A 12,892-nucleotide genomic window follows, 5' to 3' on the forward strand; every position below is an offset into this window, starting at 1 on the left:
GTGCTCCTCACATGTCCCTCCAGGAGACCCTGACCAGCGAGGAGCGGCTCGCCGAGCTCGACCTCGACACGTTGAAGCAGCTCGTCGGACTCGTCGAGTACGACGACCGCGAGGACCCGTTCCCGGTGACCGGCTGGGACGCTGCCGTCTGGGCGGTCGGCAATGCCACCCAGTCCGCCCACTTCTTCGTCTCCGCGTTCGGCATGGAGCTGGTCGCCTACTCCGGCCCCGAGACCGGCAACCGCGACCACGTGGCCTTCGTGCTCAAGAGCGGCGCGGTGCGCTTCGTCCTCAAGGGCGGCGTCGACCCGAGCAGCCCGATCCTCGACCACCACCGCAAGCACGGCGACGGCATCGTCGACATCGCGCTCGAGGTGCCCGACGTCGACAAGTGCATCGAGCACGCGCGCTCGGTCGGCGCCACGGTCCTCGAGGAGCCGCACGACGTCACCGACGAGCACGGCACCGTGCGGATCGCCGCCATCGCGACGTACGGCGACACCCGCCACAGCCTCGTCGACCGCAGCCGGTACGACGGCCCGTACCTCCCCGGCTACGTCGCCCGCACGTCGACCTTCCGCAAGCGCGAGGGTGCGCCGAAGCGGCTGTTCCAGGCCCTCGACCACATCGTCGGCAACGTCGAGCTGGGCCGGATGGACGAGTGGGTGGAGTTCTACCGCAAGGTCATGGGCTTCACGAACATGGCCGAGTTCATCGGCGACGACATCGCGACCGACTACTCCGCGCTGATGTCGAAGGTCGTGGCCAACGGCAACCACCGCGTGAAGTTCCCGCTCAACGAGCCGGCGATCGCGAAGAAGAGGTCGCAGATCGACGAGTACCTCGAGTTCTACGACGGCCCCGGCGCGCAGCACCTCGCGCTCGCCACCAACGACATCCTCGACACCGTCGACCGCCTGCGCGCCGAGGGCGTCGAGTTCCTCGCGACGCCGGACTCCTACTACGAGGACCCCGAGCTGCGCGCGCGTATCGGCGAGGTCCGCGTACCGGTCGAGGAGCTGCAGAAGCGCGGCATCCTGGTCGACCGCGACGAGGACGGCTACCTCCTGCAGATCTTCACCAAGCCGCTCGGCGACCGGCCGACCGTCTTCTTCGAGCTCATCGAGCGGCACGGCTCGCTCGGCTTCGGCAAGGGCAACTTCAAGGCGCTGTTCGAGGCGATCGAGCGCGAGCAGGAGCGACGGGGCAACTTCTGATGGCCCACTACCAGCGGATCGGTTTCGTGCCGCCGAAGCGGCACACGCAGCACCGCGCCGAGGACGGCACGCTCCACTTCGAGGAGCTGATGGGCGAGGAGGGGTTCTCGTCCGACTCCTCCCTGCTCTACCACCGCACGATCCCGTCGGCGGTCGTCGAGGCCCGGGTGTGGGACCTGCCCGACCTGGCCACGACCCCCAACCACCCGCTGGTCCCGCGCCACCTCCGGCTCCACGAGCTGTTCGCCGGCGAGGCGTGGAAGGAGACCGACGCGGTCACCGGGCGCCGGCTGGTACTCGGCAACGGCGACGTCCGGATCTCGTACGCCGTGTGCGGCAGGACCTCCCCGCTCTACCGCAACGGCATCGGCGACGAGTGCGTCTACGTCGAGTCCGGCACCGCGATCGTGGAGACCGTCTTCGGCGCACTCGAGGTCGGCGAGGGCGACTACGTCGTGCTGCCGCGAGCGACCACGCACCGCTGGGTGCCGACCGGGCGCGAGCCGCTGCGGCTCTACGTGGTCGAGGCCAACAGCCACATCACGCCGCCCAAGCGCTACCTGTCCCGCTTCGGGCAGCTGCTCGAGCACGCGCCGTACTGCGAGCGCGACCTGCGCACGCCGTCCGAGCCCCTCCTGGCGGACGACGAGGGACCGGTCGAGGTGTTCATCAAGCACCGCGGCCCCGGTCCGGGCGGTATCGCGGGCACGGTCCACGTGGTCCCCGACCACCCGTTCGACGTCGTCGGCTGGGACGGCTGCCTCTACCCCTACGTCTTCAACATCGCGGACTTCGAACCGATCACCGGCCGGGTCCACCAGCCGCCGCCGGTGCACCAGGTCTTCGAGGGCCACAACTTCGTGATCTGCAACTTCGTGCCCCGCAAGGTCGACTACCACCCGCTGTCGATCCCGGTGCCCTACTACCACTCGAACGTCGACTCCGACGAGGTCATGTTCTACGTCGGTGGCGACTACGAGGCCCGCAAGGGATCCGGCATCGGGCAGGGCTCGATCAGCCTCCACCCGGGCGGCCACGCGCACGGACCGCAGCCGGGCGCCTACGAGAAGTCGATCGGCGTGGAGTTCTTCGACGAGCTCGCCGTCATGGTCGACACCTTCCGGCCGCTCGAGCTCGGCGAGGCCGGGCAGGCGTGCGACGACGGGGTCTACGTGACGTCGTGGGTCCGGGGGCAGCAGTGAACCACCCCGCGGCAGTCCCGCTGCTCCTCGACGACGCCGCGGTCTTCCCGCCGGGCAACCTGCCGCTGGCCGAGGCCGTCGTCGCGCACCGCGCCCACCGCGCGAGCTGGTACGCCGACCTGGTCGGTCCGCTCGTCGTACCCGCCGCGGCTCTCGACGACCTCGTCGACGAGGGCCCGCTCGACGTGGCCGTCGTCGCCCCGCTCGACCAGCTCGCGACGGTCCTGGCCTGGGACGTGCCCGGCATCCGGGTCGTCGCCGTCGAGGTGACGTTGCCCTCCGACCTGCCCGCGGACGCGGTCCTGGCCGAGCTTGGACGACGAAACTCACGCTTGGACGAGGAAGCTTCGTCGTCCAAGCGTGAGTTTCACCGGCCGGCCGGTGAAACTCCCGTTTTCGTCGAGATCCCCCGCGACGAGCGCCGTGACGCCGTCATCGCCGATCTGGCCGGGTCGTCGTACCGGGCGAAGCTGCGGACCGGCGGGGTGCGCGCGGACCTCTACCCCGACGAGGCCGAACTGGCCGCAGCCGTGGTCGCCCTGACCCGGGCGGGCGTGCCGTTCAAGGCGACCGCGGGGCTGCACCACGCGCTGCGCAACACCGACCCGGAGACCGGCTTCGAGCAGCACGGCTTCCTCAACCTGCTCGCCGCCACCGCGGCGGCCGAGGCCGGGGCCGGCGTCGAGGACGTCGCCGCCCTGCTCGCGATCCGCGACGCCGACCGGCTCCCGGCCACCACCGGCAGCCTGCTCGGCTCGATCGGCACCTGCTCGATCACCGACCCCGTCGACGAGCTGACCGCTCTCGGCCGACTCCTGGAGGCATCTCGATGAACGAGCTGTTCGGGCTCACCAACCTGCCCTACGGCGTCTACTCCGTCGACGGCTCGCCCGCCCGCTGCGCGACGCGGCTCGGCGACCACGTCGTCGACCTGGCGACGCTGCTGGGCGACCCCGACGACGCGGTCTTCGCCCGGCCGACCCTGAACGCGTTCATGGCGCAGGGCCGGCAGCGCTGGGACGAGGTGCGCGCCGCGATCACCGCCGCGCTCGCCGACGGGCTGCCCGCCGACGGCGTGCACGCGATCGACGACGTGACCCTGCACCTGCCCTTCGAGGTCGCCGACTACGTCGACTTCTACGCCTCGGAGCACCACGCGTCGAACCTCGGCCGGCTGTTCCGCCCCGACAACCCGGACCCGCTGCTCCCGAACTGGAAGCACCTGCCGGTCAGCTACACCGGCCGCGCCGGTTCGGTCGTCGTGTCCGGCACCGACGTGGTGCGCCCCTGCGGCCAGCGCAAGGCCCCGGACGCGGAGGTCCCGACCTTCGGCCCGAGCACCCGCCTCGACATCGAGGCCGAGCTCGGCTTCGTGGTCGGCGTCGGCAACGAGATGGGTACGCCGATCGCCGGCGCCGACGCGGACCAGCACCTGTTCGGCGTCGTGCTGTTCAACGACTGGTCGGCGCGCGACATCCAGGCCTGGGAGTACGTCCCGCTCGGCCCGCACCTGGGCAAGTCCTTCGCCTCGACGATCTCGCCGTGGGTCGTGCCGCTGGCCGCGCTCGACGCCGCCCGCGTGGACACGCCGACGCAGGAGCCCGCCGTGCTGCCGTACCTCGCCCTCGACCGTCCCTGGGGCCTGGACATCGACCTCGAGGTGGAGTGGAACGGCACGGTGGTCAGCCGACCGCCGTACTCCTCCCTGTACTGGTCGCCCGCCCAGATGCTCGCCCACCTGACGGTCAACGGCGCACCGACCCGGACCGGCGACCTGTTCGCCTCCGGCACCATCTCCGGGCCCGCCAAGGACCAGGTGGGCTCGTTCATCGAGCGCGGCGAGGGCTTCCTCGAGGACGGCGACGAGGTCGTCCTCCGCGCCACGGCCCCCGGCGCCGACGGCACCCGCATCGGCTTCGGCGAGTGCCGCGGCCGCATCACGAAGGCACGCGCATGACCACGACGACCCAAGGAACCGACATGAAGAACCTCCTCGACCGCTTCGAGGCCAAGGCACCCGAGATCGTCTTCGAGTGGCACGACGCCGAGACCGAGGCCAAGGGCTGGGCCGTCATCAACTCGCTGCGCGGCGGCGCTGCCGGCGGCGGCACCCGGATGCGCGCGGGCCTGGACCGCAACGAGGTCGAGTCGCTGGCGAAGACCATGGAGGTGAAGTTCACGGTGTCCGGGCCGGCCATCGGCGGCGCCAAGTCGGGTATCGACTTCGACCCCAACGACCCGCGCCGCGACGGTGTCCTGGCGCGCTGGTTCAAGGCGGTCACCCCACTGCTGAAGACCTACTACGGCACCGGTGGCGACCTCAACGTCGACGAGCTGCACGACGTGATCCCGATGACCGAGCGCTACGGCCTGTGGCACCCGCAGGAGGGCATCGTCAACGGCCACTTCGCCGCTGACGAGCGCGAGCTGGTGCAGCGCGTCGGCATGCTGCGCCTCGGCGTCTCGAAGGTCGTCGAGGACCCGCGCTACACGCCGGACCGCGAGGCGAAGTACACGATCGCCGACATGGTCACCGGCTGGGGCGTCGCCGAGTCGGTCGTCCACTACTACGGCGTCTACGGCGCCGCGCTCGGCCAGAGCCTCGCCGGCAAGCGGGTCATCGTGCAGGGCTGGGGCAACGTCGGCTCCGCGGCGGCCTACTACCTCTCCCTCGCCGGGGCCCGGATCGTCGGCATCATCGACCGCGACGGCGGCCTGATGAACGCCGACGGCTTCACGCCCGAGGAGGTGCACGCCCTCTTCGTCGGCAAGGACGGCAACGCCCTGCGCGCCGAGAACGTGATCCCCTTCGCCGAGCTCGACGACGCGATCTGGGACATGGGCGCCGAGATCTTCCTGCCCTGCGCGGCCTCCCGCCTGGTCACCGTCGAGCACGTGAAGCGCCTCGTCTCCGCCGGCCTCGAGCTGATCTCCGCCGGCGCCAACGTGCCGTTCGCCGACCCGGAGATCTTCTACGGCCCGACCTACGAGTTCGCCGACCAGCACGTCGCCGTGATCCCCGACTTCATCGCGAACTGCGGCATGGCCCGCACGTTCACGCTGCTGATGGAGGGCATCGGCGAGGTCTCCGACGAGCTGATCCTCGGCGACGTGTCGCGCACCATCCGGGCCGCGCTCGAGCGGTGCCACGAGCGGTCCCCCCACCCGACCCTGCTCGCCGCGACGGCCCTGGAGATCGCGCTCGACCAGCTGGTGTGACGGGGGTTCCTAGACTGCCGGGGTGGAGCACGAGTACCTCTACATCGCCGGTGTCGGCCTGGTCATCTCGATCATCGCTGTCGCCTTCTCCCGCCGCACGGGCGTCGCGACGCCGCTGCTGCTGATCGCGTTCGGCGTCGGGGCGAGCTACCTGCCGGGCGTGCCGGACCTGCACGTCGAGCCGGACCTGATCCTCGCGGGCGTGCTTCCGCCGTTGCTGTACGCGTCGGCGGTGCGACTGCCGGTGCTCGACCTCCGGCGCAACCTCGGACTGATCAGCTGGCTGGCGCTGGTGATCGTGGTGGTCGGCGCGCTCGGGGTCGGGTACGTCGTGCACCTGCTCTTCGACGTACCGCTGGCCCTGGCGATCGCGCTCGGGGCGGTCGTCAGCCCGACCGACGCGGTGGCCGCGACGGCGATCGGACGGCGGATGGGCCTGCCCCCGCGGGTGATGACGGTGCTCGAGGGCGAGAGCCTGGTCAACGACGCGTCGGCGCTGGTGGTGCTGCGCTCGGCGCTGGTCGCCGCGTCGGCGGGCACCTTCAGCCTCGGCCACGCGGTCGGCGACTTCGCCTGGGCGGTGGTCGGCGCCCTCCTCGTCGGTACGGCGGTCGGCTGGCTCACCGTGCTGGTCCGGCACCGGCTGGCCGACCCGGTGCTCAACACGTCGATCTCGTTCGCCGTGCCCTTCCTCGCGTTCGTCCCTGCGGAGGAGGTGCACGCCTCCGGCGTGCTCGCGGTCGTGGTCGCGGGCCTGGTCACGGGCCACCAGGCCGGCAAGAGGTTCTCCGCGCGTCACCGCCAGATGGAGCGCACCAACTGGGCGACCATCAGCTTCCTGCTCGAGAACGCCGTCTTCATCGTCCTCGGCTTCGAGCTGCCGCGTCTCCTCGCCGAGGCCCGGGGTACGACGTCCGACAGCCGGATCGCGGCGATGGTCCTCGTGGTGCTGCTGCTCCTGGTCGGGCTGCGGTTCGTCGGGGTGGCGGGTCCCCTGCTGATGGACCGGCTGCGCCGGGAGGAGCGCGCGGACCGGGTGCGGGAGCGGCTGGGCCAGTTCGAGGAGAGGATCGAGGGCCTCACGCCGTCGAGCACGCAGGAGATCCAGCGGGTCAGCATGGCCAGGCGCCGGCTCGCCCGGGCCAGCGCCGACATCGCGTTCGAGCAGCGCGAGCCGCTGACCGGCCGGGCGGGGCTCGTGCTCGCGTGGTCCGGGATGCGCGGCGTGGTCACGCTGGCCGCCGTACAGACGATCGACGTGGACGCCGAGGGCCGCTCGACGCTGGTCGTCGTCGCCTGCCTGGTCGCGGTGGCCTCGCTCCTGCTGTTCGGGCTCACCCTGCCGCCGCTGATCCGGCGCCTGGGCCTGCGGCCGGTCAGCCCGGCGAAGCAGCGCGGCGAGTTCTTCACGCTGATGCAGCAGCTGCGCGACGACACCGTCGCGCAGCTCGGCCCGATCGGCGAGCTGGTGGTCGACGGCGAGCCGATCGACCCGGCGCTCGCGGAGTCGCTGGAGCGCCGCTTCCTGCCGATCCTGCTCGGCACCATCCAGCAGCTGCGCCAGCAGAAGCCCGGCCTGCGGGAGAAGTCGCTGCTGGTCCAGCGCCTCTACCTCGACACGATGCGGGAGGCGCTGCTGTCCGAGCGCTCGATCGGGGCGTACACGAGCGAGACCTACGCGCAGGCCGAGGCGTTGCTGGACCGCGAGGAGCAACGGCTCAACGCGGGCATCTGACCGGCCCGGCCGTCTCCTCCGTGGATCGGCCGTCCCATCCCGACCGGACGTGTGTGAAGATCGGCTGCAGCCCGCGGTACGACGGGCGACGGGTGCCTGACCTGACGAGGGGAACGATGGACATGGCCGGCGACAACGGACGCATCTGGGGCGACGAGGGCTCCGTGGACGACGACCTCCGGCCGGATCTCGGCCGACGCGACGAGGCCCCGAACGACCCGCTGTCCGGCGTCTACGAGCCCAACGAGGCCCTCGACGGCGCCTTCGCGCCGCCCGAGCCGGCCGAGGAGCCTGCGCCGGAGCCGGCCGAGGACTCGTGGACCGACGCCACCATGGACCACCCGGCCGTGCCGGCCGCCGATGCGTCCGCCGACGACGAGAGCCCTGCCGCGGACAGGGAGCCAGCCCCGGCCCCGTCGTCGTACGACGAGCCGGAGCGCGGCACCACCCCCGCCCCGTCGGCCCAGCACTTCCAGGACGTGATCGCGCTGCGCCGCGAGGCCGAGGAGGCCGCCGCGGCAGCGCTCAGTGAGCGGCGCGAGGCCACCAGCCAGGCGTCGCGGATCATCGAGGAGGCCCTGCGCGCGGCCGAGAACCTGCACGCCGACGCGCAGCGCAGCCTCGACGAGAAGCGCACGGCGGCCGAGACCGAGGCGTCCACCATCCTCGAGCGCGCCCGCGCCGAGGCGGCCGAGATCATCAAGGCGGGCGAGAACGACGTCCTGGAGGCCCAGCGGCTGCGTCGCGAGGCCGGCGCCGAGCGCGACCGGCTCAACGCCGAGCTGGAGCGGATCCGCCGTACCGCGCAGGAGGAGCTCTTCGCCGAGGCCAACCGCCACACCGCCCGGATGGACGAGATCCGTACCCGCGTGCTCCACGGCGTCGAGGCCGCGACCGACAGCCTGCGGGCCTCGGACCGCGGGGTGACCCGCGCCGACGACGAGCCCGCCGCCGTCGAGGCGCGACCCACCTTCGTCACGCCGCCGCCGGCCGAGCCCGCGGCTGCGCAGCCGGCAACCCAGACCGCCGCCCCCGAGCCGACCCGCGAGCCGACCCGCGAGCCGACCCACGTCTGGAGCCCGCCGCAGCCGGCACCCGCCCCGGCCGCTCCCACGGCACCGGCCGCCCCCGCGCCCACCGCCGAGGACCTGCTCAGCAGCCTCGGGGGCACCACCCCTGCTCCGGGCATCCCGGCGAACGCCCCGATCACGCCGTACACCCCCGGGAGCTCGAGTGCCCCCGCCGTGTCGCCGGACCACGACAGCGACGACGAGCCGCACCGCAAGCGCGGCTGGCGACGCCGTTCCTGACCCGTTCTCGCATCCGATACGGCACGCGTTCACCCCGTGCCTGTGACACGGAGTCCGCCTACCATCGTCCCCAGCGGATCAGCGACGCCCCGGCAGGTGGGACTGGCGTTGCGTCGCCGCAGGCATGTCCGTTGCATTGGGGGTCGCGGACGGCCTGCCTCCCGAGACAGGGCGTGCAGGGCAGATGTGGGGGATGGTGGCGCGCCTCGAGGCGCGCGTCGGGATCGGTGATGCCGCCCGACAGCACTGGTACGACGCCCAGGCCGCGATCCGGCCGCGGGAGGGTCGTCCGCACGCCGTGCGCCGCAGCATCCTCGCCAACGCCCTCTCCCTGATCCACTTCGACGACGACGCGGACGTCCGCGACCTGCAGCGTCTCGACCAGGAGATCGGCAGCAACCAGACGGCGTCGCTCCAGGACGAGGTGCTCGCCGCCATCGACCCCGTGCCGGGACGCCCGCTGGTCACCCAGCTGGTGCGCACCCTCGGGGAGCGCGCCTGGGGCAAGCCCTCCCGGACCCCCGGCAGCCTGACCCACGACGACCCTGACCTGCGCGAGCTGTGCGCCGGCGCCGCGCTGCGGCTGCTGATGGTCGACGACGGCGAGGACGACCGGCCGCTGCCCACCCTGACGACGGAGGAGGCGCTGCTCGAGGTCTTCCGCGGCGGCGACGCCGGGCTGTGGCGCCGGATGGTGGCCGCCGCGCTCTCCGAGCCGTGGGCCGGCCGGACCGAGCACCACCTCTCGCTGCTCGACCCCGACGAGCGCCCCGGGGAGTTCCAGGGCATCCAGGCCCTGGCCGGCATGGCCCGCCGGATCGCCGAGGAGGACGAGCGGCGCGCCGTCGCCGACCACATCCGCGCCACCATCGCCGGCACCGGCCTGACCCAACGTGAGTTCGCGTCGCTGGTCGGTACGTCGCCGTCCCGGCTCTCGACGTACGTCACCGGCAGCGTCACGCCGTCCGCGGCGATGCTGCTGCGGATCAACCGGATGGCGAAGCGGGCCCGCTCTTCCGCCCACGGTGTGCCCGACGGGCCCGCCTGACCCACGAACCGTGCCAAGTGGCACCACGAACCGTGCCAAGTGGCACCACGAACCGTGCCAAGTGNGGTGTGGCTCCTGGCAACCACCGTCCACACTTCGTGGTGCCATCTCCCACGGTTCGTGGTGCCATCTGCCACGGTTCGTGGTGCCATCTCCCACGGTTCGTGGGGGACGGCGGTGATTAGCCGAAGCGACGTGAGCCGACGACCTCGTCGTCCGAGCGGAGGGTGAGCGTCCCGGTGGGCGCGACCTTCTGGAAGCCCTCGTCGATGCCGACGGCGTGCACGGTCAGCTGCGGCGGCTCGGTGCCGGTGTAGTCGTAGTCGCACACGAGCGGGCCGGAGGCTCCGGGACCGAGGACGATCTCGAGCTTGAGGCCGACGGGCGTGCCGTCCGCGGTGTGGCAGGTCCAGCCGGCGCCGTCGATGTCGCGCTTGCCAACGATCACGTCCTGGTCGAAGGCGAAGGTCGCCGACAGCCGGCGGTCCGCACCGGGCTGCGCCTCGGCGTCGACGACGAGGTCCCAGTGGCCCCACACCGGGTGCGGGTGGGCGGTGGAGGTGACCGAGGTGAGGGTCGCGCAGGGGACGAAGCCACCCAGGTCCCCCGTGAAGGTACGACGCGAGCCGGACCGCAGGACGTAGCCCGACCGGGCCGTCGCCTCGACCGTCCAGGTCCCCGCCCTCCCGTCGCCGGCGGTGCGGGCGTAGCTCACGCCGCGCGTGCTCGGCAGGTCGAGGCTCCCCCACGTGCCACACCCGGCAACGGCGCGGGCGCGGGGCGCCACGGCCTCGACGACCACCGGCCTCGGCGCATGCGGCCGGGGCCGGGCCGGCGCGTTGGTCGGCTCGACCGGGACGACCGGGACATGCTCGGCCACCGGCTTGACCTGCGGCCTGCGCACGACCGGGTCGGGTGGGGGGTCGGCGGGAGGAGCGGCCTCGACCGGGTCGTCGGCCGTCGGCTCCTGGCTGGTGCGGGTGTCCGCGGAGGTCGGCTCGGTGTGCTGCGCGCGGACCACCCAGGTGGCGAGCCCGGCGACCCCGACCGCGACGGCTGCGGCGGCCGCGACGGCGGCCGTGCCCGACGTACCCGAGCTCCCGCCGGCGCCACCCGCTCCTCCGGGCGATGCGCCGGCCGTGCCGACGCCGGCCACACCCGACAGCCCGACGAGCCATGCCAGCCCCTTGCCGGAGGCCGGCAGCGCTCCGAGGAGGACGACCGGGAAGATCCAGGCGGCGAGCTTGCGGTTGACCCGCTCGACCTGGAGGTACGCCGCCAGGCACTCCTCGCAGGAGCCGATGTGGTCGGCGACCTTCTCCTCGGCACGGGAGCCGAGGTCGCCGCGGACGTACTGGCTGAGCCGCTGACGGGTCCAGTTGCAGTCGGCGACGGCGGTGGTCGCGACGACGTGCTGGTCGAGGTAGGCGCGGCGCAGGCCCTCACGGGCGCGGTGCGCGAGCGAGGAGACGGCGCCGGCGCGCATGCCGAGCAGGTCGGCCACCTCGCCCGGCTTGCGGCCCTCGACCTCGACGTGCCAGAGCACCTTCTGCCACGTCTCGGGCAGGGTCGCGAAGGCGAGGGAGGCGGTGTTGTCCTCGAGGTCCTCGACGAGCTCCTCGGCCGAGGGCTGGGCGTCGTCGAGGAGCCACGGCTGGTCGGAGACCGGCGCCTCGCGCGGTCCGCGCAGCGAGTCGCGGAAGCCGTTGCGGATGGTGACGTGGAGGTAGGCACGGAAGTTGTCGCGCGGCCCGCGGCCCGCGCGCAGCTGCGCCAGCACCCGGGCGAAGGACTCGGCGACGAGCTCCTCGGCCTGCTCGGCGCCGACCAGGATCGTCGCCAGCTTCCGCGCGTCGTCGACGTGGTCGCGGTAGAGCTGGTCGAAGTCCGGCTCGGCCGGCAGCACTCCCTCCGCGGTCACGGGTGATCCTCTCGTCGGCTCGTGGTCGCTCCGGGCACACAACGACCCGTTCGATCGTAGGTCTCGGAGCAAGACTTCGGGGATCGCGAAAAAACTTTGCAACCAAATCTGAAAACCGCGTGATGTTCCGTGCGCCCCCGCGTCTTGGTGGGTGCAGGTGCCGCTCTCGGGACGGCACCTGCGCCACCCGGACCGACCCCAAGGACACCGCATGCCCAGCACCACGCGCACCCTCACCCCGTCGCAGCCTGCCGCGTCCCCGACGCCCACGCCGGAGCTGCGCAGCCAGTTCGCCGGCCACCCCGTGCCCGTCCAGGCGGGTACGACGCTGCGCCGGATCCTGTTCGCGACGCTGGACCGCGCCGACCGGGTGCCCGCCGACAAGCGCGAGGTGTGGGACCAGTTCGTCCGGGTCCTCGACCAGAACCGCAACGACCCGCGGTCCACCGCCCGCTGCGCGGTGCTCGCCAACCTCGTCGCGCTCATCGTGTTCGACGAGCCGACCGACTACGCCGCGACCGTCGAGCTCGCGACCCAGCTCGGCCAGCCGCGCCTGGCCCGCCTGCAGCACCGCGCGAGCATCGCGCTCGAGCGCGACGCCTCGATGCCGTGGACCACGACCGCCGTACGCCGGCTGGTGACCTGGGATCTCGCGTCCCGCCTGGGCGGCGACACCACCGCGAGCGACAACGACGAGGACGTCGCCACCACCTGCGCCGTCATCGCCCAGAACCTGGTCTTCGAGGACCTCGACCCCGAGCGCGCCGCTGCCCCGATCACCTCGGTCGCCGAGCTGCACCGCCTGATCGACCACGGCACGATCGCCGACTGGCGCTCGCACCTCGGCCCGATCGCCGCCAGCCCGTGGGGCCCGTACGCCGACCTGCTCCTCGACCTCGGCCGCGCGTCCGACCGGCCCTCCGCCCTGGCGGCGATCGCCAGCTCGATCGAGCAGTGCCAGGAGTGGTGCCGCGAGCGCGAGCGCGACCAGGTCGCCCGCGAGATCCGGCACCTCGTGGCGCTGAGCGGCGCGTCCCAGCGGGAGTTCGCCTCACGGATCGGCACCTCGCCCTCGCGCCTGTCCACCTACGTCCGCGGCACGGTCACGCCGTCCGCGGCGATGCTGCTGCGCATCCAGCGCGCCTCGCGGATGCTGCAGCGCCAGTCCACGCGCACGGTCCTGGAGGCCAGCCGCTAGGACGCACGAGGCCACCACGACGGGAGCGTGGTCGGGACTGGC

General features: G+C 72.6%; 10 protein-coding genes. 9 read left to right on the top strand and 1 reads right to left on the bottom strand.

Annotated elements, in window-relative coordinates; genetic code table 11:
• Positions 1–11 precede the first annotated feature (11 nt).
• From hppD to ASE20_RS25305, 8 genes are all read left to right on the top strand, one after another.
• Complete coding sequence (gene hppD / locus ASE20_RS13210) at positions 12–1,217, top strand: 4-hydroxyphenylpyruvate dioxygenase (protein ID WP_056894982.1); 1,206 nt, start codon at positions 12–14, stop codon at positions 1,215–1,217.
• Entirely contained in the window at positions 1,217–2,419 is a 1,203-nt protein-coding gene (locus tag ASE20_RS13215; protein WP_056894983.1) for a homogentisate 1,2-dioxygenase, read from the top strand. The genes hppD and ASE20_RS13215 overlap by 1 nt, the downstream gene beginning before the upstream one ends.
• Positions 2,416–3,252 (top strand): hypothetical protein, encoded by an 837-nt coding sequence (locus tag ASE20_RS13220; RefSeq protein ID WP_056894984.1) that lies wholly within the window; start codon positions 2,416–2,418, stop codon positions 3,250–3,252. Before ASE20_RS13215 ends, ASE20_RS13220 begins: the two co-directional genes overlap by 4 nt.
• Positions 3,249–4,376 carry a fumarylacetoacetase gene (gene fahA, locus ASE20_RS13225; RefSeq protein WP_056894985.1) on the top strand — a complete coding sequence of 376 codons (1,128 nt, stop codon included), beginning with the start codon at positions 3,249–3,251 and terminating at the stop codon, positions 4,374–4,376. Before ASE20_RS13220 ends, fahA begins: the two co-directional genes overlap by 4 nt.
• 23 nt (positions 4,377–4,399) lie before the next feature.
• Positions 4,400–5,638, top strand: coding sequence for a Glu/Leu/Phe/Val dehydrogenase dimerization domain-containing protein (locus ASE20_RS13230; RefSeq protein ID WP_056894986.1), 1,239 nt, complete (start codon positions 4,400–4,402; stop codon positions 5,636–5,638).
• A gap of 22 nt (positions 5,639–5,660) precedes the next feature.
• Positions 5,661–7,373 (top strand): cation:proton antiporter, encoded by a 1,713-nt coding sequence (locus tag ASE20_RS13235; protein ID WP_056894987.1) that lies wholly within the window; start codon positions 5,661–5,663, stop codon positions 7,371–7,373.
• 116 nt (positions 7,374–7,489) lie between these two features.
• Positions 7,490–8,683: an ATP synthase F0 subunit B gene (locus ASE20_RS13240; RefSeq protein ID WP_056894988.1), complete on the top strand. Its 1,194-nt coding sequence runs from the start codon at positions 7,490–7,492 to the stop codon at positions 8,681–8,683.
• Positions 8,684–8,876: 193 nt separating this feature from the next.
• Entirely contained in the window at positions 8,877–9,731 is an 855-nt protein-coding gene (locus ASE20_RS25305; protein WP_056894989.1) for a helix-turn-helix domain-containing protein, read from the top strand.
• A 181-nt stretch (positions 9,732–9,912) separates the two neighbouring features.
• Here the strand turns inward: ASE20_RS25305 and ASE20_RS13250 are convergent, their stop codons facing one another.
• Positions 9,913–11,652 carry a sigma-70 family RNA polymerase sigma factor gene (locus ASE20_RS13250; protein ID WP_056894990.1) on the bottom strand — a complete coding sequence of 580 codons (1,740 nt, stop codon included), beginning with the start codon at positions 11,650–11,652 and terminating at the stop codon, positions 9,913–9,915.
• A 211-nt stretch (positions 11,653–11,863) separates the two neighbouring features.
• Here ASE20_RS13250 and ASE20_RS13255 point away from each other — a divergent pair, with 211 nt between their 5' ends.
• Complete coding sequence (locus ASE20_RS13255; RefSeq protein WP_056894991.1) at positions 11,864–12,850, top strand: helix-turn-helix domain-containing protein; 987 nt, start codon at positions 11,864–11,866, stop codon at positions 12,848–12,850.
• Positions 12,851–12,892: the final 42 nt, after the last annotated feature.

This window comes from Nocardioides sp. Root240 (assembly GCF_001428825.1).
Lineage (GTDB): Bacteria > Actinomycetota > Actinomycetes > Propionibacteriales > Nocardioidaceae > Nocardioides.

Bases quoted from the DNA above. Each gene is read 5' to 3' on its own strand.
- hppD (WP_056894982.1), top strand. From the start codon at position 12: ATGTCCCTCCAGGAGACCCTGACCAGCGAGGAGCGGCTCGCCGAGCTC.
- ASE20_RS13215 (WP_056894983.1), top strand. From the start codon at position 1,217: ATGGCCCACTACCAGCGGATCGGTTTCGTGCCGCCGAAGCGGCACACG.
- fahA (WP_056894985.1), top strand. From the start codon at position 3,249: ATGAACGAGCTGTTCGGGCTCACCAACCTGCCCTACGGCGTCTACTCC.
- ASE20_RS13230 (WP_056894986.1), top strand. From the start codon at position 4,400: ATGAAGAACCTCCTCGACCGCTTCGAGGCCAAGGCACCCGAGATCGTC.
- ASE20_RS13240 (WP_056894988.1), top strand. From the start codon at position 7,490: ATGGACATGGCCGGCGACAACGGACGCATCTGGGGCGACGAGGGCTCC.
- ASE20_RS25305 (WP_056894989.1), top strand. From the start codon at position 8,877: ATGGTGGCGCGCCTCGAGGCGCGCGTCGGGATCGGTGATGCCGCCCGA.
- ASE20_RS13255 (WP_056894991.1), top strand. From the start codon at position 11,864: ATGCCCAGCACCACGCGCACCCTCACCCCGTCGCAGCCTGCCGCGTCC.